Here is a 23413-nt window from a genome sequence, read left to right on the forward strand (position 1 = left end):
TCGATTTCGTTCTCATCGAGCTCCAGCGCAGAAGCTGCTGCGTGAAATCGCTCTACTGTATTCTGAGTCACGGGCAATTATCCTCTCATCATTCCATTGCTTACAGAGATCATAGCTGATCTAAAAATCCCCCCATTGGCGGGAGCATGATTTTACCCTCGAGAGGGCAGTGGGCGGCTTACTGCTGAAGATCAGCCATAACGGGGTAAAACCCCAAAGCCTTTACCCAAATTAGTTCGGAGACCGCCATGTCTGAAAAAAAGACGCTACTCATAGTCGCCCACGCTCCCTCCGAGAATACGAAGAAAATGTTAGAGGCCTTGATCAAAGGCGCCACTGATCCCGATATAGACAGTGTAGAAGTGCGGTATCTTCCCCCTCTTGAAACACAGCCCGACGATATCAACTCTGCTGATGCCATCGTCATAGGCACGACTGAGAACCTTGGCTACATGGCAGGCCTGGTTAAGGACGTATTTGACCGGTGTTTTTATGGGTGCCTCGAAAAAACGGAGGGGCTGCCCTTTGCCTTCTATGTTCGAGCGGGTCACGACGGCACGGGCACTCGGAAAGCAATAGAGAGCATAACGACTGGCTTAAAATGGCGGCTCGTGCAAGAGCCTCTAATCTGCCGTGGGGAGTTTCAGAAAGAGTTCCTTGACCAATGTGAGGAGCTTGGATTGTCGATGGCGGCCAGCCTGGAGGCAGGAATTATCTGAGGTGGTTAGTCGGGAAAATGGTAAGCGCCAGAGAGCAAGCTCTTGCTTCAACCGCTTTATATTGACTTTAAAAGCCCCGATAAATCCGGACCGAATGGTGCCGAACCCGACTTACTTCAGTGCCTTGGGCAGTATATTGCCTGCATGCAGCGCGGAGGGGCTAAGGATGAGGTCAGCGGACGTTCGCCATTTCAACCACCCACAAGATTGTGGTATTGAAACCACAACATGGCCGGAGATTGACACCACAAATTGGCCGCTCGGGTCGCAAAGCGAACATTCAGATTTGGCGATAATAACCTAGCGCTGAGGTAACCGGCGCCGAAGCGCCAGCGCAGAGAACCAAAAGCGCCACGCGTTTGGCATCCGGTTGAACGCCAGATTATCGTCTCGCACGCTTGGCAATTGTATTGAGGACATTGAGTGGCGAGGAACTGAAACACAAATATCAGCATCAAATCGGCAAGAAATATTTGGCGATCCCTAAAAATTTTTCGTTATTCATGCGGTTAGCCGCTCAGTAAAGTAGCTATCACTTGTTGAACACTGACAAGGAAGCACAAAAACGCAATTTAGGGATTAGCAATGGAAAATCTTGAAAGTCTGCTTGAGACACATCATCGAGATGCTTTCCCGGCACAGAAGCTGAAAACGCGTGCCGAGGAGTTTTCTCGCAATGGCTATCTAAAATTTGATATTGGGGAGCTCATTCCGGCCCAGCTGTTCGACCAAGTGATTGCTGAATCTGATCAGCTGCTTGAAGAGCACAGCATTCGCCGTGACGTTAAAGTCGCATCAACCGGATACAGCAAGCGCTTCATGAGCAATGTGACAGCGCAGGGCATCCGGGATCACGGCACCATCATCAACGCGCTGTATAAGTCTCCCGCGCTGCGTGGATTGCTTGGCAACATCGCGGGTGACGAGCTGGCGGATTGCTGGGAAGAAGAGCATTTCCTGATCAACAAGCTGGAGCGGGAAGGCGACACCCACGGCTGGCACTGGGGCGACTACCCCTACACCGTGATCTGGATTCTGGAAGCACCGGCGATCGAGCACGGCGGTATCCTGCAGTGTATCCCTCACACCACCTGGGATAAGCAAAACCCTCAGATCGACCAGTACATCGTCGATAACCCCATTCGTTCTTATTACCACGTCACCGGACAGGCGTATTTCCTGAAGTCGGACACTACTCTGCACCGGGTCACGCCGATGAAAGGTGAAGTCACCCGGATTATTCTCAATACGTGCTGGGCGAGTGCGAACGACAAGCGCGAGCAGGTCGAGCACGAAACCATGGTCGCGGCGTTCATTTAACAAAAGGAATTGAATCAATGACTGTATTAGCAAAAGACTTCCAAGAGAACGACTTCAAAGTCATGCAGAGATCATCGGGCGTGTCTGAGTCAGTCAAAGCGTATCTCGACCAGAAGGTGGAAGAGATCCTGGCTCACCGTTCGGTCAATCACCCATTTCTGGCATGGTATGGCGAGAATGCTTTGTCCAAGGAACAGGAAAAGCAGCTGTATCTGGAGACGAACGCCTATTTCAAGTACCTGCCATTTTACGTGGCGAACATCTCGACCATCACGCGAGACGAAGCGGTGCTTCGCGAGGTGCTCCATAACTCTACGGATGAACTAGGTACCCAGAAATCACACAGTGACATGTTTGCACAATTCCTGGACATGCTTGATATCACCTCCGAGGACATCGAGGCCTACGAGCCTCTGGAATCCTCGGTGGCACTGAACGAGGGCATCAAGGAAATCTACAACAGCCTGCCTCTGGAACGTGCGCTTGGCGCTCTATTCGCCGACGAGACCCAGTCTGCAGCGATGTGCTCGCGCTACAACGAAGGCCTAAAGAATCAGGGCTATGACGCCCGTACCCGGCATTTCTGGGAGATGCACATTGAAGCAGAAATCGGACACAGCAATGCCATCTACAACATCCTCGGTCCCTATGTAATCGACGATGAAGGCAAGGAGCGTTTCGAATCTGGCATTGCTCATTACCTGCAGCTGATGGAAAAGTTCTGGGACAACGTTGAGCTGCGCGTGCAAGAAACGGCAGCGGCGTGCGCCTGATAGGTAAAATCAACGGGTGCGTGCGATCGCACCCAAAGGAAATCCGATATGCAAAACAATCAAGCCAATAATTCTGTGGGCGTGGTCTTCGCCTTGATGGCCACCCTGCTGTGGGGTTCTTACCCGCTGTGGTACAGCCCTCTTAAAGGTATCGATTCGGTCGATGTTCTGGCTGTCCGAATAGTCGGCTCGCTTCTGTTTGTTCTGATTCTTCTGGGGATGGCAAAGAACGCCTCGTTCTATGACGTGAAAGCGTTGTTGAAGGACAAGCGGGCCCGGCTGATTTTGGCAAGCAGTGCTGCAATCTCAGGAATCTGGTGGCTCACCTACATCATTGGGGTGACCAACAATATGGTTCTGGAAGCTTCGCTCGGCTATTACATCAGCCCGATTTTCTCCGTGATGTTTGGATTCCTGGTGTTTAAAGAGCGGCCTAATATGGTCCAGTGGTTCGCCATCATCCTGACGGCGGCGGCAATCCTGAACCTGATCGCAGGCTACGGCCAAACGCCGTGGATCGCGCTGATCATTGGTATGTGCTTCTCGCTCTACGCAGCCATTCGAAAGGGCGTGGCGATCAAGCCTCTGCCGGGACTGACGATCGAGTGCGTATTCCTGTTTCCGTTTGCCATTGGCTATTTCATCTTCTTGGCGTTTCAGGGCGGCCCCAGCTTCGGTGCTGAGACAACCACGACTCAGTGGGCGGTTCTGGCGATCGTTGGCCTGATCAGTGTCCTGCCGCTGTGGTGGTACACCGTCGCCGCGCAGAACCTGGAGATGATTACACTGGCGTTTTTCCAGCTGATTCCGCCTACCTGCAACTTCATCTTCGCGGTGTTCCTCTTTGGCGAGGAATTCACAGAGCACCACAAAGTGACCTTCGCACTGGTGTTCCTAGCCAGCCTTGTGTACTTGCTGGATCAGGCGAAAGTGTTTTCACGAAAGACTCTTGCGGCGGGTGAACAATGAAGCCAGTGATTGCGATCGTAGGTGCAACCGGAGCTGTTGGCTCCGAGTTCCTGCTAGTCCTGAAAAAAATGGGGTTCGAGTTTGAACAGCTTCATCTTGTCGCCTCCAAGCGCTCTGCAGGTAAAGTCCTGAAAACGGTGTTCGGCGACTACGAAGTCGTTGATATCGAGCAGTTTGATTTCTCTCAGGTGAAATATGCCTTCTTCTCAGCTGGCGGAAACGTCAGCCGGGAATGGGCGCCCAAAGCCGCTGCTCAGGGTGCGATCGTGATTGATAACACGAGCGCATTCCGGATGCAGGATACGGTGCCTCTGATCGTTCCGGAGATTAATCAGTCTGCCTACACCGGCCAGAAGCTGATTTCCAACCCGAACTGCTCGACGATCCAGCTGGTTCGTGCACTGGCGCCGATTCATGAGCGGTTTGGTGTGCGCAAAGTTATTGCGTCCACCTATCAGGCCGTCTCCGGTGCGGGCAACGAGGGCGTTAATGGCCTTCATGCCTCTCTGGTGGACTCAGAGGGTGCCGGCGATTCTTCGCCGTTCAGCCGTCCCATTGCCCATAACGTAATTCCTCAAATTGACCGCTTCATGGATAACGGCTTTACCTTCGAAGAGGAGAAAGTTCGGTTTGAGACGCGGAAGATTCTGAGCGAGCCGGACATGTTTGTGACTTGCACTGCGGTGCGTGTCCCGGTTTTCCGTGGCCACAGCGTGGCGGCCTACATTGAGACCGACAAAGCGTTCGATATGGGTGCAGTCAAGGCGGCGCTGGTGGGGCAGGGAATCAAGGTTGCTCCCAATCCGGAGGACTTCCCTACCCCTCGGACCATCGAGAATAAAGAAGACGTCTACGTGGGTCGGATCCGTCGAGAGCCAGACGCTCGCAACGGTTTGTGGCTATGGGTCGTTGCGGACAACCTCTGGGTAGGCGCGGCATGGAATGCGGTAAGAATTGCCCGGGAGCTGGAGCGATGAGCAATCTCCATGTGAAGACAGTTGCACCGTTTGATATCGAGGCCATCGTTAATTTGGTGGTACGGTGCCAAAAGGGCAACTCGCGCAACCTGATCTCCTTCGATCACCTGGACGATGTCTTATTTGGGCGCCATCACTGCCTCAAAGCACTGGTGGCTCGCAAGGAAATGCAGATCGTGGGATGCCTCTTCTATCAGATGACGTTCAGCATTGAGCAATGTTGTTACGACGTGAAAGAGGTGCACTGCTACATTCTTGACCGAGAGGACGCAGCAGAAATCCGAAGCGCTCTGCGAGAGAGATTGGCTGAGCAGCTGGAAGCGGCCAAGCCCTCTCGACGACGTTTGGGCTCGGTTATGGGCTCGGAGGTCTCAGCGTGAGCGTTGCCATTAAAGAGTTATGCCTGGTCCCTGTCCAGCCAGACAAAGCTGGACTGCTCAAAGAACTGTTCGTGGAAATGGCGAAGACGATCGAGCTGCCACACCCGGTCAGTGCCAAGGAAAGTGACATCCGAGAGAATTTTCTCTCGGGTGAACCCGGCCTTGCGTGGTTTATCAATTTCGATGGAGAAATCGTCGGCTACGTCACCGGATACACCGGCATCAATTCCTCCAGAGCACAGCCAATTCTTTTCATCGACGATATTTACCTGAAGGGAAGCGCCCGCCGACGCGGTCTGGGAGAGAAGGTTATCGATGAGCTGAAAACTATCGCAAAGGGTTTGGCGTGTCGGGAGCTTCGATGGCAAGCGCTGAAAACCAATGTTGGCGCTCAACGCTTTTATCAAAAGATTCGCGCCGACAAGTCGGACGCAGCGATCGATTACGCCATCTCTCTCTGAGTCGTCCCCGATCGCGGTGTCAGGTAGGCCGCAATGTTGTCGTCCAAGATGCCCAGCATCGCCTGTGCCAAATTGTCCTGATCAATTTCGGAAAACCGCTGGGACACGCGAACCATAAGATAGACGGTAGGCAATGGCGGCAACTGCGGTGACGTTACCTGCTCTAATCCACTGGTCAAACAGGCATCCCCCATCGCCGCGATCACACTGTTTTTGTGCAGCAGGTGGTGGATCACGTTGGTATCGGAGCTGGTTGAGACCAACCGATAGTCAATCCCGGCCTCTTTAAATCCACGAATGGCGTGGCGGTTAAACAAGCACGAGTCATCGTAAAGCACGACGGACCAGGGGTTGCCGGAGACCGTAACGCCTTGGGATTTTACCCAGACTCCTCGGATCTTCCCGATGACGGAGGCCTCGCCGATCGGCGACGCACTGCTGAACAGCATGATATCAATCTCATCGTTCTCCCACGCCGTCTTCAGTTCTTCCGTCGATCGGATCACAAGCTTGGTCAAGAGGTCGGGTACGATCTCCTGGACATAGTTCAGAATCCCCATCAAGAAGTCGTTGGCGTAGTCACTGGGCGTGCCAATCACAAGCGTCAGCGGTTTGCTGTTCTGTTGCAAGCGGTCTTTCGCCTGACGATTCAGGTCTAGCATATACTGAGCAAAGGGCAATAAATCCTCGCCGGCCTGAGTCAAGACCACGTTCCGTCCGTCTCTCCGGAAAAGCTGAACTTCAAACTCTTCCTCCAGCCGCTTCATTTGTGCGCTTATCGCGGCATTGGTTCTAAATCGTTTCTCTGCAACTTTGGCGAACGAGCCAAGTTCGGAAAACAAGACGAAAGATTCCAGCGATCCGATATCCATGGAGTACAACTTCCTTCAACGAGGTGGGCGAAAAGAACCTTCAATATTAGGGAGAGTGGGAGTGAATGGCAAAAAACAATGGTAATTCATTAATTCTTCCTCGTTTTTTAACACAGTTCTCTATGGCGGCCAAAAACTGAGTGAGGATACAGAGATCGGGGTCAGGGAAACAGAAAAAATCACGTCCTCTTAGCTCTTGGCTCGGCAAAATTCGTGCACACTAGGAAGCTGGGGCTGTTTCGGTTTGGGTTTCCAAGCTCAAGCAGATTCACTCCCCAGCGGAGCGATCAGGTAGCTGATCTGGATCTCTGATTAAGAACAGCAGTGGATCACCGCCCCGAGGGCACTGTCCTCGTAGGGCGGAAGCCCCTTCTGAGTGTTGAATGCAAAATTAACTTACAAAAGGAGACTTACGGAAAAAAGACGATTTAAAACTTTCACCACAGTTAATGTAGTTATTGGATTAATGGCACTCGTAAAAGGGGGCTAGCTCTGGCTTTAATCATGCGCCCTCGGCGCACCGCTACTTATCCTTGGTATTGCCTGCATCTGGCTCGCATCAAGAGGCACTCATCCCGATGAGCCGTTCCGCTCATTCAGGCATGCCTTTGCAACGGAGCTGTTGAGATCGGGAATTGATATTCGAACAGCTCAGGAAAATTTTCGAACACAGCAATATCAGAACAACCGAAATCTACACGCATATATTGGGTGATCGACGGGCTGGAACAGTGAGTCCATTTGATCGATTGCCAGGATCATAATGCGCTTCATTTCGCCCGTTTTTGGTGGGAAAAAAGCCATCAATTTGGAGCGTCTCGAATGTTCGCTTTTGTTTAGACATTTGAAAGGGCTGATCCACTCCCAAAAATGACCATCGGCCGGCGCTGAAAGCTGCTGTGTCACCCAACGATCGAGAATCGAGGGGCCACTCAGATCTCAATACTCTCAGCTATCTCCAGAGCATCCTCCACCTCGACACCAAGGTATCTCACGGTACTGGACATATTTGTGTGTCCCAATAGCAACTGGACAGCTCGAAGATTTTTGGTCTGCTTGTAGATCAGTGTTGCCTTGCTGCGTCTCATCGAATGAGTGGCATAAACGGAAGGATCAAGTCCAATGCTTCCGATCCACTTCTTAACGATACGGGCGTATTGATGAGTGGTAATGTGTTCAGATCTCCTGAGCCTGCTCGGCCAGAGGTAATCCATGCCCGATAGCCCGCGATACTTGATCCACGCCTCGACTGACTCTCGTGTTTTTTTAGTGATCTCAAACCTTACGGGCTGATTGGTTTTCTGCTGAATCACTTGAGCCCGGTCCAACACCTCTCCATTTCTGGAAATATCTCGAACTAATAGCTTAACCATGTCGCAGGAACGGAGCTTGCTATCGATCGCCATGTTGAACATCGCCAGTTCGCGAACGTTTTCCGCGATCTCCAATCGAATGCGGACCGCCCATATTTGTTCGAGTTTAAGCGGTAGTTTCTGGCCAACGCGTTTTCCCTTGTTCCAGGGAACTTTGCTGTTAGGATATAGCGCGACAATTAACTTGGCCGGTCCGGCGACAACTATCCTGGCCGGTTGATCTGATAGGGTCCGACACAGCAGAACGGAGGAGTCGCTGTGTCGGGCAAACACATTACAGATCAACAGGTCAGGTTATTCATGCATCACCGCAAAAGCCAGACACAGACCGTCGCTGCGGCCAGGGCGGGCATCTCGGAGCGCTCCGCCCGGCGCATAGATCAGCAATTGCACCAGCCCCAGAAGCGAGAGCGCAATTGGCGTACCCGTAAAGACCCGTTGGCAGAGGTCTGGGACAGCATCGTGTTGCCGCTGCTGGAGTCATCGTCCGACCTCACGCCAGTGGGTATTTTTGACCACCTCTGTGAGTACCATACAGATCAGTTCGATCCCCGTGCGCGGCGCACATTGGAACGGCGTATTGGCCGCTGGCGACAATTACACGGGCCAGCCCAGCCGGTCATGTTCGTTCAGACCCACGAGCCTGGAGAACTGGGCATTGCTGACTTCACCTGGGTTAAAGAGCCGGTGACCATTGCGGGTGAGGCCTTGCCGCACAAGCTGTTCCATTACCGTCTGGTTGCCAGCGGCTGGGCCTACGCCCAGGTCATCTACGGTGGGGAGAGCTTCAGTGCACTGTCAGATGGCTTGCAAAAAGCCTTCCGGAACAGTGGCGGAGTGCCGCGACAATTACGCACGGACAGTCTGAGCGCCGCCTATAAGAACCGCCAGGAGCAGGAAGACTTTACCGAGCGATTTGCCGGGTTCTGTCACCACTACAACGTTCAGGCTACCCGCAACAACCGGGGCGTGGCTCATGAGAACGGTGCCATCGAATCGCCCAACAACCATATCAAGCAGCAACTCAAACAGGCCCTGCTGCTGCGCGGAAGCCATGACTTTACCACCCGTGATGCCTACGAAAACTTCGTGGAGACGGTGGTGGCACGGCGCAACCGCCGGGTCAGCACTGCGTTCAAGGCAGAGCAGCAACGTCTCCAACCACTGCCTGTTCATGACAGCAGCACCTACACTGAGCACACCTTGCGGGTCAGTCGCACCAGCACCATCGTGCTCAAGCGGGTGACCTACACGGTGCCATCACGACTGATCGGCAGCCGGCTGACGGTACGCCTGTTCGATGCCCGCCTGGAACTGTGGTGCGCTGGGGTGCAAACACTGACACTGCCCCGCATCCACGCCCGGGGACAGCAACGGCGGCGCAGCGTCAATTACCACCATGTGATCGAATCCCTGGTTAAAAAGCCCCGCGCCTTCCGCCACGCTCAGTGGCGGGATGACCTGCTACCCGGCGACGATTACCGGCGTATCTGGCAGCACGTCGATGAGGCCTTGAGTGCCGACAAGGCCTGTCACTACATCGTGAGACTGTTGCACCTGGCCAAGAAGAGCGACCGCGAAAGCGCCCTGGGTCGTTACGTGCTGGCCGGCATTGAGCGCGGCAAACTCCCCAGCCTGCTGGAATGCGAAGACCGCTTCCTGAGCCTCAAACCGGCTCTGCCGGCGATGGTGGTTCATCAGCATGCACTGGGTGACTACCAGGCGCTGCTGCACATGGGAGGCTGCCATGAGTGACGTGACGGCCTCACTACCCTTGATGCTGAAACACCTGCGCCTGGGCAGCATCAAGGATCACTGGCAACCCCTGGCGGATAAGGCCGTGACGGAACACTGGCGTCCGGAACAGTACCTGAGCGAGCTGTGTGCTCTGGAGCTTGCCTCACGGGAAGACAAGCGCTTACAGCGCTATCTGAAAGACGCCGCATTACCACCGGGCAAGCAGTTGGGCAGCTTTAACTTCGACGCGGTGACCGGGGTGACCAGGCCTCACATCAGCCAGCTGATTAACCAGCCTGACTGGGTGAAGCGCGGCGACAACCTGTTGCTGTTCGGTGCCAGCGGGATCGGCAAAACCCACCTGGCCACCAGCATCGGTTACGGCCTGATCGACGCTGGCATCCGGGTCAAGTTCATGGCCGCCACGGCGCTCGTACAAAGCCTGCAACGCGCCAAGGAAGCCCTGCGTCTTAGCGATGCTCTGGCCCGTCTCGACAAGTACGCTGTGCTCATCATCGACGACCTGGGCTATGTTCGAAAAACCGAGCAGGAAAGCAGCGTGTTGTTCGAGCTGATCGCTCATCGTTACGAGCGCCACAGCCTGATCATCACTTCCAATCAGGACTTCGAGCACTGGGACAAGCTGTTCGAAGACACCATCATGACCGTCGCAGCCATCGACCGGCTGGTTCATCACGCCACCATCCTTCAATGCGTGGGGGAAAGCTACCGGAGGAAAGCCTCACTTAAGAAGCAGACAACATAGGTTCACCGTCAACCGGCCAACTTAATTGACGCTGGACCGGCCAAGATAGTTGACGCTGCATAGTTAGGAAATGTCATGACGTGGCCCTCTTTGGAGGGTAAGGGCCTTTAAGTATGGTTCAAAAAATTGTTTTTTGCTGGCCAACCTGTTCGCAAAGCGAACAGGGCTTTCCTGAATCTGCCAGTCCAGGCCAGCTTGTTTTGCCCAGACCACGCCAGCCGTTTTCTTGCCATAGTTGTTCTTGCCGATCCGAACGGACAGGCAGTTGGGGCATCTTTCAAACATTGGAAATTACCTCTGTGGATTGGGCGAGAAGGCACGTTCAGTGCCCTAGGTCACAGAGGTGATATAGGTTTGAGATTTTTTGGAGTGACTGTTTTCGTCGCCGTCCGACGGCGTGGAAAAGCTTTTCAGTTACTTTTGCAGCTTCGTCAGGCGCTGCTCTCGAACGGAGAACAATGAGTGGGAAAAAAGCATGAAGTGTGGCGGGGAGCCAATCAGTCCCAGACTCTGCAAATTGGTACGCCCAAGTGTCCATCCCCATTGCAATTCTGATCTGGGCTATGAGTTTTTCCATGATGGCACAGATCGATTTCAGTGCCGTGGCGGGCGTAAGGAAGGAAGGAACCCAGGGAACAGGCCATTACCACGATTGTGAACTGGCTGATCAAACCCTTCACCATGTTCGCCATTGCCTGGTTCTTCCTGATGGTGGTATTCAAGCCGTTCCTTGCCCCCCAACTGGCCAGCGATTACCTGGCCGGCGCCATTAGTCTGGCTGCCGCGCCCTGTACCGCCATGGCGTTTGTCTGGAGTTACCTGACCCGTGGCGACGCCGCCTATACCCTGATGCAGGTGTCCCTGAATGATCTGGTAATGCTGTTCGCCTTCCAGGGGGGAGTGATTCTGAAGAATCCGCTGCGTATAGCGTCGATTGCCGTTCCGCTGATTAACCAGGCCTTTCTGATTTTCTTCATCGCCTACGGTTGGGCGAGAGTCTGAAAAGTGCGCCGCTGCATTGCCGACCCCGGCGGCTGGCAACGACAGGCCCCTCTTTTTTGCCCTTATCAAGGTTCACCGTGATACCCTGATGATCCAACTGCAAGCTTTACAAACAGCCTTATGTCCGGATCTGAAGAGAGCAACCTTTCGAACGCCTTGGTCGTTGAAGGCGGCGCCATGCGAGGCATTTTCGCAGCCGGTGTTCTTGACGCATTTCTTGAACATCATTACCAACCCTTCGGACGTGCCTACGGAGTGTCAGCAGGTTCAACCAACCTGATTGGCTATCTGGCGGGTAATCACGGGCGTAGCCGAAATATAATTACGGGCCATGCTTGCCAACCCGAATTTATTGACTGGGGGAGATTCGCAAAAGGCGGCCACCTGTGTGATGTGCACTGGCTTTGGCATCAGTCATTTTCTGATGTGCCGCTCAACCTGCAGAACTATCTGGCGGGGAACACCGAGCTCTGGGTTACTACTACATCGGCACACACCGGGCAGGCCTGCTATTTCCGAATTGATGAAAACAACATGCACGAGGTATTCACCGCCTCGTGTTCATTGCCCATCGCCTATCGTGACTACCCGGAAGTCGATGGTGAGCCGATGACCGATGGTGGCCTTGCGGAGGCCATTCCGGTCATCAAGGCCTATAACGATGGTGCCCGTGACATCACTGTCGTACTCTCGCGTCCTCACGGTTACCGGAAGAAGCCGCCGAAATTTGCGTTTGTACCCAGAAGTCTCTTTCGCAATTACCCAGCTCTTGCCGAGGCGTCTATTCGTCGTGCAGAGCAATACAACTCGGTACTTTCCTTTATCGAAAATCCTCCGTCGGATTGCACTATCCGGGTTATCGCGCCACCCGCAGATTTTTCTGTTGGGCGACTGACGCGAAAGCAGGAGCTTCTGGAGCAGGGCTATGACGATGGCCACCGGGCTGGGCTGATCCACCTCAATAAGGAGGATTGAGCCACCAAAGGCGGAACGACTCAGGTCACTCTCGGATAGACACCTTCCACACCATCTTTTGCCAACACCCACTGCCAAAGCTGGATATCCCGTGCCCGGAAAGCCCCGGCACAGGAAAGCAGATAGTAGCGCCACATCCGATAAAAACGTTCGCCGAGTTCCTCCCTGAACCGGGGCCAGGCCTTCTCAAAGTTCTCATGCCATGCCATCAGCGTTTTATCGTAATCGGCGCCAAAGTTATGCAGGTCTTCCACTACAAACAGTTCGTCCACAGCGTCACCGACCTGGCCAATAGAAGGAAGTTCGCCATTTGGAAAGATGTATTTATCGAGCCAGGGGTCCGGATAGGCGTTCCGGAGATTCCTGCCGATGGTGTGCAGCAGAAATAATCCTCCAGGGTTCAGGCAACGATGAGCAACTTCCATAAACGTACGATAATTCTTGGGCCCGACGTGCTCAAACATGCCAACACTTGCAATCCGGTCAAACTTTTCATCCACTTCCCGGTAATCCATTAGCCGAAAATCCAGAGAAAGATGAGGATAATGTGCGGTTGCCCAGTCGGCCTGCTCTTTTGAAATGGTCACGCCGACCGCTTCCACCCCGTAATGCTCGGCCGCGTACGCCATAAGACTGCCCCAGCCACAACCGATATCCAGAAGGCGCATTCCTGGCTGTAACTGCAGCTTCCGGCAGATCAGATCCAGCTTGGCAGCCTGTGCTTCTTCAAGATTGTTGGCATCTTTCCAGTAACCGCAGGTATAGGTCATCCGGGAGTCAAGCATGGCGCCATAGAACTCGTTGCCCAGATCGTAATGAGCCTCGCCGACCTCCCAGGCACGCTTTCTGGTCTGCCGGTTCAGGTATTTTGTCTTGATGATGTGGGGAAGGATTTTGGAGGGTTTGATCTGGTCGGGGAGCTTTGCACTGAGCAATTTGTAAAAGAACTGGTCCAGCTCGCCTGCATCCCAGGCACCGTCCATATAGGCCTCCCCGAATCCAAGATTGCCTTGGGCCATCGCCGCTTCCGGCACGCCATGGGCATTGAAGCGGATATCCCATGGCCGGGAACCAGCAATCCTGATGTCAGCTTTCGCAAGCAGATCTGCCGTGAATTGATGAGTTTTGTTGTCAGGATCAAAGAAGGCAACTCTGGACGTTGTCTCGTTCATTTTTGTGAGTTCCCACCATCAAAGGGTGTTAATAAATGGTGAACCCAAAGGAAGCAAGATGAAACACAGCTCCCGTTCAGGGTGCAACAGGCGATCGTTCATGGCATCGGGCTGGTTGGCTAGCGGAGTATCACCAGCGGTTTTTTCGCAGTTTCAAGCATTTTGGTGGTGGTGCTGCCAACCAGGAACTGGCGGATGCGGGAGTGACCATAGGCACCCATAATCAGCACGTCGATGTCGTGTTCTTCCTGATAGGCATGTAGAGTTTGCTCTACGTCACCATCGCGAATAGCCAGGTGAATCTCCATTCCCCGGGCATCCAGGGCTTCTTTTGCTCGCTGGAGCTGAGCCCAATGTTCTCCGGTCTCCAAACCGACCATCATCAGGTGCACAGGCATTCCCTCGAAAACCGGAGTTCCGGCTAGTAGCTCGATACTCTTGAACGCTGTAGGGCTGCCATCGAATGCGAGCATGGCGCTCCGGGGCGCCCTGAATTCGTCCGGAACCAGGAAGACTGGCCGATGAACACTACGGATCACGGTTTCCAGCTGGCTGCCCACATGGTGCCCTTCCGCAGTGCTGCTTTCGCCATGAAGCCCCATGACGAACATCCGGGACTCCGGCTCCAGGTCCACCAGAGAGCTTGCAAGTTCATCGTGGCGCTGGCGCTTGACGACTTTTTCAATACCAGCATCCAATACCCGCTTTTCGGCTTCATCCAGCAACAGGTGACCGTGCTTGAGGGCGAGTTTGCTCCGCTTCTCGTCAAGGCTGACCAGTTCTTCCTGTAGCTGTTCCCGGCTCCCAAGCCCGATGTTGCCAGTCATATCCGTTCTCGCCGGGTATCTGTCTTCATCCAGCACGTGCAAAAGCAGCAAAGGGTCTTCCATGCGGCGACTTGCCCATGCGGAGTAGTCACATACCGCAAGAGCCGCTTTCGAGCCGTCGATGCAGGCTACAACATGGAGCGGTTGCTGAATTTCAGTATCGGTTTTTTCAATCGTCATAGTTTCAACTCCGTTAGTGGGCCATCAACCGCTCTACGGCATCGGGTTTGTCGTGAACACCAAAGCGATCCACGATGGTGGCACTGGCCTCATTAAGACCAAGGACTTCAACTTCGGCACCTTCCCGGCGGAACTTGACCACTGCTTTATCCAGTGCCGCCACGGCTGTGATGTCCCAGAAATGCGCGCCACTGAGGTCGATCACCACATTGTCTGTCGCTTCTTTGAAATCGAATGACGCCATGAATTTCTCGGAAGAGCTGAAGAAAACCTGGCCAAGCACCTTGTATCGGCGGGTGTCTGTCTCCTCATCGTAGTCCGAGGTAACTACCATGTAGTGGCCCACCTTGTTCGCGAAGAACAGGGCAGCCAGCAACACACCTGCCAGCACACCGTAGGCCAGGTTATGAGTCGCAACGACCACCACCACGGTCACCACCATAACGATATTGGTCGAAAGCGGATGCTCCCTGAGATTTTTGATAGACCCCCAGCTGAAGGTACCGACAGCCACCATGATCATCACCGCTACCAGGGCGGCCATGGGGATCTGAACAAGCCATTTATCCAATACGAGAACCATCAACAGCAGGAACACGCCTGCGGCCAGACTGGAAAGCCGTGTACGACCACCGGATTTGATGTTGATGATGGACTGACCAATCATGGCGCAACCCGCCATACCACCAAGCAAACCGGAACTGATATTGGCGATGCCCTGGCCTTTACACTCTCGATTGCGATCACTGTTTGTATCGGTAAGATCATCGACGATAGTTGCGGTCATCATCGACTCCAACAAACCCACCACGGTAAGGCCTACTGCGTATGGCAGAATGATCATCAAGGTTTCGACGTTCAGCGGTACTTCAGGCCAAAGGAAGATCGGCAGAGTATCGGGCAGTTGGCCCATGTCTCCAACGGTACGGATATCAATATTCAGATACATGGCGATACCGGTCAGTACTACGATACAGATTAGTGGCGAAGGCAGGATCTTGCCGATCACTGGAATCAACGGGAACAGGTAGATGATGCCCAGGCCGGCGGCTGTCATGGCATAGACATGCCAGGTGACGTTTGTCAGTTCCGGTAGCTGTGCCATGAAAATCAGAATCGCCAACGCATTCACAAAACCGGTCACCACCGAACGGGAAACAAACCGCATCAGGGCACCCAGTTTCAGATAGCCTGCGACAATTTGCAGCACACCAGTCAGCAGGGTTGCAGCCAACAGGTATTCGAGGCCGTGCTCTTTGACCAGAAGCACCATCAGCAATGCCATCGCGCCGGTCGCGCCGGAAATCATGCCCCCTCGCCCACCGACGAAGGCGATAACGACGGCAATACAGAACGAAGCGTAAAGGCCGACTTTCGGGTCGACGCCGGCAATAATAGAGAAGGCAATCGCCTCCGGAATCAGTGCGAGGGCTACGACAATGCCGGCTAGCAAATCTCCTCGCACATTAGAGAACCAGGTCGTTCGTATATTGCTGAGCATAGTTTGAAAGTCCGGTAAAAAGGTTAAAAGAAAGATTCAGCGTGGGCACTCCGACTCCGATGCCCCGGGTATTTTGTTATTGGAGGTTTACAGAAACTGAATAACGGACATCAGGCCGACGCCCCCCAGTACCAGAGTGTAAGGAAAGGCCATGACAACCATGCGGCCGTACGAAAGCCGCACCAGCGGCGCAATGGCAGATGTCAGCAGGAACAGAAAGGCCGCCTGACCGTTCGGTGTTGCGACGCTGGGCAGGTTTGTGCCCGTATTAATGGCCACGGCCAGATCCTCAAAATGCGCCTGGCTGATCGCGCCCGCATCCAGCGCCTGTTTGATTTCGCTGATATAGACGGTGGCAACGAATACGTTGTCACTGATCATGGACAACAATCCGTTGGCAACGAAGAACATCGCCGGCTGCTGTGCTTCCGGCTGAGTCAGTACAAAATCGATCACTGGCTTGAACAGATGTTGTTCGTGAATGACGGCGACTACGGCAAAGAATACAACCAACAGTGAGGTAAACGGCAGGGCTTCCTGAAAGGCTTTGCCGATCTGATGCTCATCGGTTACTCCGGTGAACGAGGTAATCAGAATGATCACCAGCAGGCCAATAAGGCCCACCTCGGCGATGTGAAAGGCCAGCCCGAAAACCAGAATCACCGCCGCAGCTGCCTGCACCCAGAGGGCAGCCTGATCAGCCTTGGTGCGTTTTTTCCGTTCGTTGTCAGCGAACTCCTCCAGCACCTGGCGCACCGGTTTGGGCAGGCGGGCGCCATAACCAAACCAGCGCAGTTTTTCCAGAAACCAGCAGGTCACCAAACCAGCAACCAGAACCGGCATGCTGATTGGCGCCATTCTCTGAAAGAACTCGGCAAAGTTCCAACCAACGACTTTCGCAATCAGCAGGTTCTGGGGTTCACCCACCATGGTGGCAACGCCACCGAGGGCAGTGCCGATGGCACCGTGCATCAACAGACTGCGCATGAAGGCACGAAACTGAACAAGGTCTTCCCGGTGCAGCTCTATGACGTGCTCATCACTCTGAGCATTATGATCCGTGTGATGATAGCCCCGCCCGGAAGCAACCTTGTGATAAACCGAGTAGAAACCGACAGCGACGGTAATGATGACGGCCGTCACTGTCAGTGCGTCCAGAAACGCCGACATCAAAGCCGCGGCCGCACAGAACAGCAGTGACAGTGCTGACTTGGAGCGAACCCCCACGAGGATCTGGGTGAATGCCACCAGCAACAGCTGCTTCATGAAGTAGATACCTGCCACCATAAACATCAGCAGCAGAATCACCGGAAGGTTAACCACCACCTCCGCGTAGACCGCCTCCGGCGTGGCCAGGCCAATGATCAGCGCCTCGACGGCAAGGAGCCCGCCAGGGAGCAAGGGGTAGCACTTGAGCGCCATAGCCAGGGTGAAAATGAACTCACCCACCAGTAACCAGCCTGCCGCAACCGGCCCTATGAACAAGACCACGAATGGGTTAATCAGCAGGAACAGGAGAATGGTTTGCTTGTACCAGACCGGCGCATTGCCGAGAAAATTATGGGTAAAACCAGAGATAACCGTTTTGGGCATTGCCAGACAACCGCAGTTCCGTTAGCGAAACGCTGAGACATACGAATCCATGTACCCAAACACGGCACGATGAATAGAGGTGTAAACCTTGCTCAACAGATAAATCGAGGGAGGGGGTACAACTTGAACGCTAAGGCGGAAGGATCGTCACAGTCTGGTTTCAGTATCGTCTGGTGAAATGGGGTATTGCCTAATTCAGGGTGCGAAGTCTATCAGAGTTGGAGGTTAAAAGTAAGCTAACCAGGTAAATCCCCTTAGACCACTAAAGAAATCCGCGAGGCTGCTGGCACCGGATTAAACCGGTGCCAGCAGCCTCGTAACCTCGCCAGTTGCAGTCAACGTCAGCCGATGCATGGCCCGCGTACAGCCCACATACAGCAGATTCCGATCCATATCAGTGAAGTAATTTGCCTCACTCACTTCGGGCAAAACCACATGGTCGAACTCCAGGCCTTTGGCCAGATGTGCCGTGCAAACGATCACGCCTGGGGCAAAGCTTTGGCTGTCTTCGCTGAGTAGCTGCAAACGGTCACTTTCACCCTCCAGCGCTTTGTGCATTTTCCTGGCCTGTTTCTGGGTCTTGCAGATAATGCCCAGGGTGTTAAACCGGGAGTTTTCAAACTCCGCAATTCGGGCCTTGACTGCCTCGATTTCCTTCTTCCGGGTGTTGAACCTGAGCACTTCCGGCTCTTCACCATGGCGCTCGATGATTTCCAAGTCCGGGTTGGGAGAGATGCGCTGGGCGAATCGGGCAATCTCGTAACTGGAGCGGTAGCTCTTGTTGAGCGTCACGCAAGTCGCATCCCGAAACGCGGTGCGGATATCATCGGTCGCAGACGAACTGTAGGGGTTCACCGACTGGTAAGCATCGCCGAGGATGGTTTTCTTGCAGGAGAACAGGCGGGCGATAACCGCGTACTGTACCGGGGCGTAATCCTGCATTTCATCAATCAGCAGATGCTTCACACGCCGATAAGGCGAACGGATTCCCTCAAGCCGCATCTTTAGATAGATCAGCGGAAACACATCGGCGTATTCCAGCTTGCCGCCTTTTGCAGGTCTGAACATCTCTGGCTGATCCGCCCATTCGAAGAACCGCTTGTAGGTTTCCCGAAGAGTGGACTGTTTGACCATGCCCTTGATGGCCGCTTTCAGCTCCTTTCGCTCATCTGGCATCAGGTCGTAGTTGTACTGGATGCCTATTTTCTGTTCCATTTCTCTGGCTACCTGGGCCACCCGGGCTGTGGTATCCAGGTTCCGGTGCTTTCGGAACGTCTCTTCCAGCAGCCAGGCCGGCACCAGCCGGCGGGCAATCCAGAGATCTTCCGAGGCAAATCGGTGCTTTTCCACCTCATCGGCGTAACGGCCCAGCTGTTTCAGGAAATCGGGGGTGGCTTTGTAGCGGAGCCGCCGCTTCATCTGCTCGTCGTTTTTCTCCAGCAGTTCTGCGGTCTGCTCAAAGAAGGTCTGGAACCGGTACTGGTCTTTCAGCAGCTCTTTCGCCAGGGTTTCCATGCCGATTTCGTTCACGGTCTCCTCTCCCAGCTCCGGCAACACGTTGGAGATATAGTCGGCGAACACGCTGTTGGGTGAAATGATCAGAATGTCTTCGGAGGTCAGCGTATCCTTGAAGCGGTATAGCAGAAAGGCGATCCGATGCAGGGCGATGGAGGTTTTGCCGGAGCCGGCCACACCCAGGATAATCAGGGTTTTGGCGTGCTCGTTGCGGATGATGGCATTCTGGTCCCGCTGAATGGTGGCCACGATGTTCTTCATGCCATCGTCGGTGGCCCGGCCCAGTTCGTCCTGGAGTACGTCGTCTACCACATTCACAGCGCTGTCGATCATCAGCTCAATCTGACCGTTACGGATACGGAACTGGCGCTTCAGCTGGATATCACCATTGATCTTCCCTTCCGGCGCCTCGTAGTTGGCTGGGCCTGTTTCGTAGTCATAAAACAGAGACGCGATGGGAGCGCGCCAGTCAAAGACAACGTGTTCTTTGTCAACTTCATCGTAAAAATGATGCACACCGATGTAGACAGGGCGGGCCAGTTCGTCACCTTCAGCGTGGAAATCGAAGCGCCCGAAATAGGGGGATTTGCGCAATTTAACCATCCGCTTGCGCTGGCCGAGAACGAACTCACCGGTGGTCACTGACTGCTGGATTGAGTCTCTGGTCGAGATCTTTTCGATGTGATCCATCTCGTCACGGCTGTTCCAGAGGTATTCCTTCTGCGACTGGATATCCTCCTGATAGGCCTGAAGGCGATCATCAGCCTCTTTTAACGCGCGTTCTAGGCGGAACTGGACCGATTCCAGTTGACGCGCTTCCTCCAGCTTGGCCATGGAAGATTCAACGTTCATGTTGCTCATGGGTGTCACTTACTCCGCTCAGGCAGCCTCAAGTCCGCGATATTCGCGAGTGGTGTGGAAGGTTACGCTCGGCCATTTTTCCTGGGCAAGCTCCAGAACTTGCCGGGTGGGCGCTAAAAACGTAAGGGAACCGGAGGCATCCCGCGCCAGGCGTCGATGGTTTGCACGCTCGAATTCTTTTAGCATCTGGTCAGTTTCCGCAGTTACCCACAAAGCCTTGTGGATGTTCACCGGCTCAAACGTGGCGTTCACCCCGAACTCGGATTCCAGTCGCTGGGCTACGGTCTCGAATTGGAGGATACCCACGGCACCCAGCATTACCTCGCCGCCGTCCAGGCGCTCGAACACCTGGATCGTGCCTTCCTCGCCCAGCTCCTTCAGGGCACGCTTCAACTGCTTGGCCTTCAATGGATCTTTCAGGCGAGGAATCCGGAACAGCTCCGGTGAGAAATAGGGTATGCCGCCCAGCTCCAGGTTCTCACCTTCGGTGAGTACATCCCCGATTTTCAGGCGACCGTGGTTCTGGATACCGATGATGTCGCCGGCAAAGCCTGTCTGCAGCCGGTTGCGGTCCTGGGCCATAAAGGTGATGGCCTGGGAGCAGCGGAACTTCTTGCCGGACTGCACGTGCTTCATGGCGATACCGTCAAAGTACTGGCCGGAACAGATCCGGACGAACGCGATCCGGTCCCGGTGTTGCGGGTCCATGTTCGCCTGGATCTTGAACACGATGCCACTGAACCGGGTCTCGTCCGGATGCACGGTGCGCGTTTCTGCCGCACGGGGACGAGGCGCCGGCGCCCAGTCCACCAGAGCCTTCAGGATGTCCTGAACGCCGTAGTTGTTGATCGCCGAGCCAAAAAAGACCGGGGACAGCTCACCGGCCAGAAACCGGTCCAGATCAAACGGCGTGCCGGCACCGTTAACCAGCTCGATTTCCTCCAGAAAGGCCTCGTGCTCAATGGGGTACTCGGCCTTCAGGGTTTCGTTGTGGATACCCCCGAAGATCTGGCTCTCGGAATGCACGTGATCCTGCCCAGGATCGAAGCGCACCAACTGGTCATCATGCACGTTGTAGACTCCGGCAAATCCCTTACCCATGCCCAGAGGCCAGGTAACGGGTGAGCATTCGACGCCCAGCACCTCTTCGATCTCGTCGATTACCTCAAGCGGCGGGCGCACCTCCCGGTCCATCTTGTTGATGAAAGTGATCACCGGCGTATTGCGGGAGCGGCACACTTCCAGCAGTTTGATGGTCTGGGATTCCACACCCTTGGCCGCATCGATTACCATAAGCGCGGCATCCACCGCCGTGAGCACCCGATAGGTATCCTCGGAGAAGTCCTGGTGGCCGGGGGTGTCCAGCAGGTTGATCACACAGCCATCATGCTCGAACTGCATGGCCGCACTGGTCACGGAAATGCCCCGTTGCTTTTCCACTTCCATCCAGTCGGACGTGGCGTGCTTGCTACTCTTGCGGCCTTTGACGGTACCCGCGGACTTGATGGCGCCGCCAAACATCAGCAGCTTTTCGGTGAGCGTGGTCTTACCCGCGTCGGGGTGGGAAATAATGGCAAACGATCGGCGGCGCTGAACCTCTGAGCGAGTGTCAGTCGAATTACGCACCGCCGATGCGGCAACGGATTTTGTGCTCATGAGATAAAAAACCCCTGTACTAATGAACCAGATTGGGCAGGACGGGTCGGTTCAATACAGGGCTAGGGCGGACAGGTGCCCGCTAGTGGAGATAATGCGATTTCAATGAAAAGATGATGTAGCATAGGCTAAGCCTAACAAACCCTACCACGGTGGTCAAAAACCGTTCAATAACCAGGCAGGCTATTTGGTGATTTTTCCGACATTCATGCGAGAAAACCCGAGATTGGCAGTATTTGCGCTATTAGCGACAGCGTCTTCGGGCTTTGGACAAACATTCTTCTTCTCGGTATTCGGCAGTGGCATTCGTGAAACCTTTGCCCTGCAGAACAGTACCTACGGACTTATCTACAGCCTGGCCACACTCGCCTCGGCAATCCTGCTCCTCAAGCTCGGCCCCTTGGCGGACAGATGGTCCCTCAGTCGCATTACCATCCTGGCAGTCTCAATTCTGGCAGCCGGGTGCATGATCATTGCAGTGGCACCCCACTGGCTATTACTCATACCCGGCTTCCTGTTGGCGCGGCTCGGAGGCCAAGGGCTCTTGGGGCACATCGGCTTAAGCACGGCTGGCCGGTACTTCGAAAAGAATCGTGGCCGGATTATGGCTCTAACGGCGGGCGGCTTTCCCATTGCCGAAGCCATTCTGCCGCTCTCCGCCGGATTGATCCTCGCGACCAGCGGCTGGCGAACTCCCTGGTTCGTTGCCGCTGGGATTCTGGTAGCCATACTCCTTCCTTTATTGCTCTTCCTTTCCCGTCACGCGGCACATCCAGTCTCCCTATCCCAAGGTGATGCAGACGAATACGATGCCCCGAAGGAACACCTTGCGTTCAACCGCAGTCAAGTTCTGAGAGACCCTGGCTTTTACCTCATTCTGCCAGCGGCATTGATTGTGCCGTTTACCATAACCGCCGTACTCTTTCACCAGTCGGCGTTCGCTGAGATTCGAGGGTGGACAACCGAGCAGGTTGGCCTGGCGTTTACCGGGTTTGCGGCCGGCCACATCGTTAGTCTGTTCTTTGGTGGCCCACTAGTGGACCGGATCGGTGCGCAGCGGGCACTCAGCTATGGCCTGATTCCCATTTTCTGTAGCATGCTGGTGCTGGGCCTGACGGAATTTGCCTGGACACCCAACCTGTACCTGGCCCTTTGCGGTATCAGCCTCGGGTTCATTGGCGCAGCAGGCGGCGCTATCTGGCCTGAGCGCTACGGGGTTCGTCACATTGGCGCAATCCGGTCCGTGGCGCAGGCCAGCATGGTATTTTCCACGGCCCTCTCACCGATTCTTGTGGGTGTCCTGTTGGACGTTGGGGTGGCAACCACTGGCATTGGCGTTCTGTTTGCGGTATTGGTTCTTGTTAGCGCAGTTCTTGCCCAGACGGCAGTCGCGCCGAAGCAAGGGGGCTGACAGGCACGAACAACACGAGGTAAGCAGATGAAGCCGGAAGAACTGGAAAAGTTTCGCCAGAGACTACTGGAACTACGTGAAGAACTGCTGTCGACCAGTGAGGCACGGGACCAGGCCAGCGACACCGTGCACCTGGACCAGCAAAGTGTTGGCCGGCTCTCCCGGATGGATGCCCTTCAGGGGCAGGCCCTGGCCAAAGCCGGCAAAGAACGGGCGGAGCGACAACTGAAAATGATCGAAGCCGCCCTGATGCGCATTGACAGAGATGAGTACGGGGAATGCATGGAGTGTGGCGAGCCCATCAACCCCAAACGGCTGGAAATTGACCCTACTAACCTCTACTGCATTGATTGTGCGCAGTAAACCCTCACAA

Annotated in this window: 20 protein-coding genes and 1 pseudogene; 13 read left to right on the forward strand and 8 right to left on the reverse strand. The window is 54.6% G+C overall.

From position 1 onward, the window contains the following. Positions 1-248: 248 nt before the first annotated feature. The 7 genes from LG327_RS09950 to LG327_RS09980 all read left to right on the forward strand — a co-directional run bounded on the left by LG327_RS09950 (position 249) and on the right by LG327_RS09980 (position 5599). Positions 249-719, forward strand: a complete 471-nt coding sequence (locus LG327_RS09950; RefSeq protein WP_404361663.1) for a flavodoxin family protein — start codon at positions 249-251, stop codon at positions 717-719. A 585-nt stretch (positions 720-1304) separates the two neighbouring features. Continuing rightward, positions 1305-2039 carry an ArpA protein gene (locus LG327_RS09955; RefSeq protein ID WP_404361664.1) on the forward strand — a complete coding sequence of 245 codons (735 nt, stop codon included), beginning with the start codon at positions 1305-1307 and terminating at the stop codon, positions 2037-2039. A 17-nt stretch (positions 2040-2056) separates the two neighbouring features. Beyond that, a complete protein-coding gene (locus LG327_RS09960) occupies positions 2057-2812 on the forward strand; it encodes an iron-containing redox enzyme family protein (protein ID WP_404361665.1) in 756 nt (251 codons plus the stop codon). 48 nt (positions 2813-2860) lie between these two features. After that, a complete protein-coding gene (gene rarD, locus LG327_RS09965; protein ID WP_404361666.1) occupies positions 2861-3781 on the forward strand; it encodes an EamA family transporter RarD in 921 nt (306 codons plus the stop codon). After that, positions 3778-4758: an aspartate-semialdehyde dehydrogenase gene (locus LG327_RS09970; RefSeq protein ID WP_404361667.1), complete on the forward strand. Its 981-nt coding sequence runs from the start codon at positions 3778-3780 to the stop codon at positions 4756-4758. The genes rarD and LG327_RS09970 overlap by 4 nt, the downstream gene beginning before the upstream one ends. After that, on the forward strand, positions 4755-5138 hold the full coding sequence (locus LG327_RS09975; protein ID WP_404361668.1) for a hypothetical protein: 384 nt from the start codon (positions 4755-4757) through the stop codon (positions 5136-5138). Before LG327_RS09970 ends, LG327_RS09975 begins: the two co-directional genes overlap by 4 nt. Next, a complete protein-coding gene (locus tag LG327_RS09980; protein ID WP_404361669.1) occupies positions 5135-5599 on the forward strand; it encodes a GNAT family N-acetyltransferase in 465 nt (154 codons plus the stop codon). Before LG327_RS09975 ends, LG327_RS09980 begins: the two co-directional genes overlap by 4 nt. Here LG327_RS09980 and LG327_RS09985 read toward each other — a convergent pair. Together LG327_RS09985 and LG327_RS09990 are read right to left on the reverse strand one after the other, a co-directional pair. Next, a complete protein-coding gene (locus LG327_RS09985) occupies positions 5581-6471 on the reverse strand; it encodes a LysR family transcriptional regulator (RefSeq protein WP_404361670.1) in 891 nt (296 codons plus the stop codon). The genes LG327_RS09980 and LG327_RS09985 overlap by 19 nt on opposite strands. A 932-nt stretch (positions 6472-7403) precedes the next feature. Then, the gene (locus LG327_RS09990; protein ID WP_404369338.1) at positions 7404-8024 is read right to left on the reverse strand and encodes a tyrosine-type recombinase/integrase; all 621 of its coding nucleotides are present in this window, start codon (positions 8022-8024) and stop codon (positions 7404-7406) included. A 78-nt stretch (positions 8025-8102) separates the two neighbouring features. Here LG327_RS09990 and istA point away from each other — a divergent pair, with 78 nt between their 5' ends. The 4 genes and pseudogenes from istA (at position 8103) to LG327_RS10010 (ending at position 12324) form a co-directional block, all read left to right on the forward strand. Continuing rightward, positions 8103-9599 carry an IS21 family transposase gene (istA, locus tag LG327_RS09995; protein ID WP_404361671.1) on the forward strand — a complete coding sequence of 499 codons (1497 nt, stop codon included), beginning with the start codon at positions 8103-8105 and terminating at the stop codon, positions 9597-9599. After that, a complete protein-coding gene (gene istB, locus LG327_RS10000; protein WP_404361672.1) occupies positions 9592-10347 on the forward strand; it encodes an IS21-like element helper ATPase IstB in 756 nt (251 codons plus the stop codon). The genes istA and istB overlap by 8 nt, the downstream gene beginning before the upstream one ends. 521 nt (positions 10348-10868) lie before the next feature. After that, positions 10869-11346, forward strand: a pseudogene (locus tag LG327_RS10005) (arsenic resistance protein); the annotation flags it as partial. A gap of 123 nt (positions 11347-11469) precedes the next feature. Next, complete coding sequence (locus tag LG327_RS10010) at positions 11470-12324, forward strand: patatin family protein (RefSeq protein ID WP_404361673.1); 855 nt, start codon at positions 11470-11472, stop codon at positions 12322-12324. Positions 12325-12344: 20 nt separating this feature from the next. Here LG327_RS10010 and cfa read toward each other — a convergent pair whose 3' ends face one another. The 6 genes from cfa to LG327_RS10040 all read right to left on the reverse strand — a co-directional run bounded on the left by cfa (position 12345) and on the right by LG327_RS10040 (position 21629). Beyond that, complete coding sequence (gene cfa, locus LG327_RS10015) at positions 12345-13496, reverse strand: cyclopropane fatty acyl phospholipid synthase (protein ID WP_404361674.1); 1152 nt, start codon at positions 13494-13496, stop codon at positions 12345-12347. Positions 13497-13615: 119 nt separating this feature from the next. Then, a complete protein-coding gene (locus tag LG327_RS10020; protein ID WP_404361675.1) occupies positions 13616-14503 on the reverse strand; it encodes a universal stress protein in 888 nt (295 codons plus the stop codon). A 13-nt stretch (positions 14504-14516) separates the two neighbouring features. Then, on the reverse strand, positions 14517-16004 hold the full coding sequence (locus LG327_RS10025) for a SulP family inorganic anion transporter (RefSeq protein WP_404361676.1): 1488 nt from the start codon (positions 16002-16004) through the stop codon (positions 14517-14519). 87 nt (positions 16005-16091) lie between these two features. Further along, entirely contained in the window at positions 16092-17597 is a 1506-nt protein-coding gene (gene nhaB / locus LG327_RS10030; RefSeq protein WP_404361677.1) for a sodium/proton antiporter NhaB, read from the reverse strand. A gap of 294 nt (positions 17598-17891) precedes the next feature. Next, entirely contained in the window at positions 17892-19973 is a 2082-nt protein-coding gene (locus LG327_RS10035; protein ID WP_404361678.1) for a HelD family protein, read from the reverse strand. A gap of 18 nt (positions 19974-19991) precedes the next feature. Further along, the gene (locus LG327_RS10040) at positions 19992-21629 is read right to left on the reverse strand and encodes a peptide chain release factor 3 (protein ID WP_404361679.1); all 1638 of its coding nucleotides are present in this window, start codon (positions 21627-21629) and stop codon (positions 19992-19994) included. Positions 21630-21855: 226 nt separating this feature from the next. Here LG327_RS10040 and LG327_RS10045 point away from each other — a divergent pair, with 226 nt between their 5' ends. Beyond that, the gene (locus tag LG327_RS10045; protein WP_404361680.1) at positions 21856-23040 is read left to right on the forward strand and encodes a nitrate/nitrite transporter; all 1185 of its coding nucleotides are present in this window, start codon (positions 21856-21858) and stop codon (positions 23038-23040) included. A 27-nt stretch (positions 23041-23067) separates the two neighbouring features. Beyond that, entirely contained in the window at positions 23068-23403 is a 336-nt protein-coding gene (locus LG327_RS10050) for a TraR/DksA family transcriptional regulator (protein ID WP_189576310.1), read from the forward strand. The last annotated feature ends 10 nt before the right edge of the window (positions 23404-23413 follow it).

The organism is Marinobacter sp. (assembly GCF_044799475.1).
Taxonomy (GTDB): domain Bacteria; phylum Pseudomonadota; class Gammaproteobacteria; order Pseudomonadales; family Oleiphilaceae; genus Marinobacter.

What these genes read in the sequence shown, in the direction of transcription:
- nhaB (WP_404361677.1), bottom strand. Translation starts at nt 17,597, where the DNA reads ATGCCCAAAACGGTTATCTCTGGTTTTACCCATAATTTTCTCGGCAAT.
- LG327_RS10035 (WP_404361678.1), bottom strand. Translation starts at nt 19,973, where the DNA reads ATGAGCAACATGAACGTTGAATCTTCCATGGCCAAGCTGGAGGAAGCG.
- LG327_RS10050 (WP_189576310.1), top strand. Translation starts at nt 23,068, where the DNA reads ATGAAGCCGGAAGAACTGGAAAAGTTTCGCCAGAGACTACTGGAACTA.
- LG327_RS09985 (WP_404361670.1), bottom strand. Translation starts at nt 6,471, where the DNA reads ATGGATATCGGATCGCTGGAATCTTTCGTCTTGTTTTCCGAACTTGGC.
- LG327_RS10025 (WP_404361676.1), bottom strand. Translation starts at nt 16,004, where the DNA reads ATGCTCAGCAATATACGAACGACCTGGTTCTCTAATGTGCGAGGAGAT.
- LG327_RS09975 (WP_404361668.1), top strand. Translation starts at nt 4,755, where the DNA reads ATGAGCAATCTCCATGTGAAGACAGTTGCACCGTTTGATATCGAGGCC.
- LG327_RS09970 (WP_404361667.1), top strand. Translation starts at nt 3,778, where the DNA reads ATGAAGCCAGTGATTGCGATCGTAGGTGCAACCGGAGCTGTTGGCTCC.
- LG327_RS09950 (WP_404361663.1), top strand. Translation starts at nt 249, where the DNA reads ATGTCTGAAAAAAAGACGCTACTCATAGTCGCCCACGCTCCCTCCGAG.
- LG327_RS10020 (WP_404361675.1), bottom strand. Translation starts at nt 14,503, where the DNA reads ATGACGATTGAAAAAACCGATACTGAAATTCAGCAACCGCTCCATGTT.
- istB (WP_404361672.1), top strand. Translation starts at nt 9,592, where the DNA reads ATGAGTGACGTGACGGCCTCACTACCCTTGATGCTGAAACACCTGCGC.
- LG327_RS09960 (WP_404361665.1), top strand. Translation starts at nt 2,057, where the DNA reads ATGACTGTATTAGCAAAAGACTTCCAAGAGAACGACTTCAAAGTCATG.
- cfa (WP_404361674.1), bottom strand. Translation starts at nt 13,496, where the DNA reads ATGAACGAGACAACGTCCAGAGTTGCCTTCTTTGATCCTGACAACAAA.
- LG327_RS10010 (WP_404361673.1), top strand. Translation starts at nt 11,470, where the DNA reads ATGTCCGGATCTGAAGAGAGCAACCTTTCGAACGCCTTGGTCGTTGAA.
- rarD (WP_404361666.1), top strand. Translation starts at nt 2,861, where the DNA reads ATGCAAAACAATCAAGCCAATAATTCTGTGGGCGTGGTCTTCGCCTTG.
- LG327_RS10040 (WP_404361679.1), bottom strand. Translation starts at nt 21,629, where the DNA reads ATGAGCACAAAATCCGTTGCCGCATCGGCGGTGCGTAATTCGACTGAC.
- LG327_RS09955 (WP_404361664.1), top strand. Translation starts at nt 1,305, where the DNA reads ATGGAAAATCTTGAAAGTCTGCTTGAGACACATCATCGAGATGCTTTC.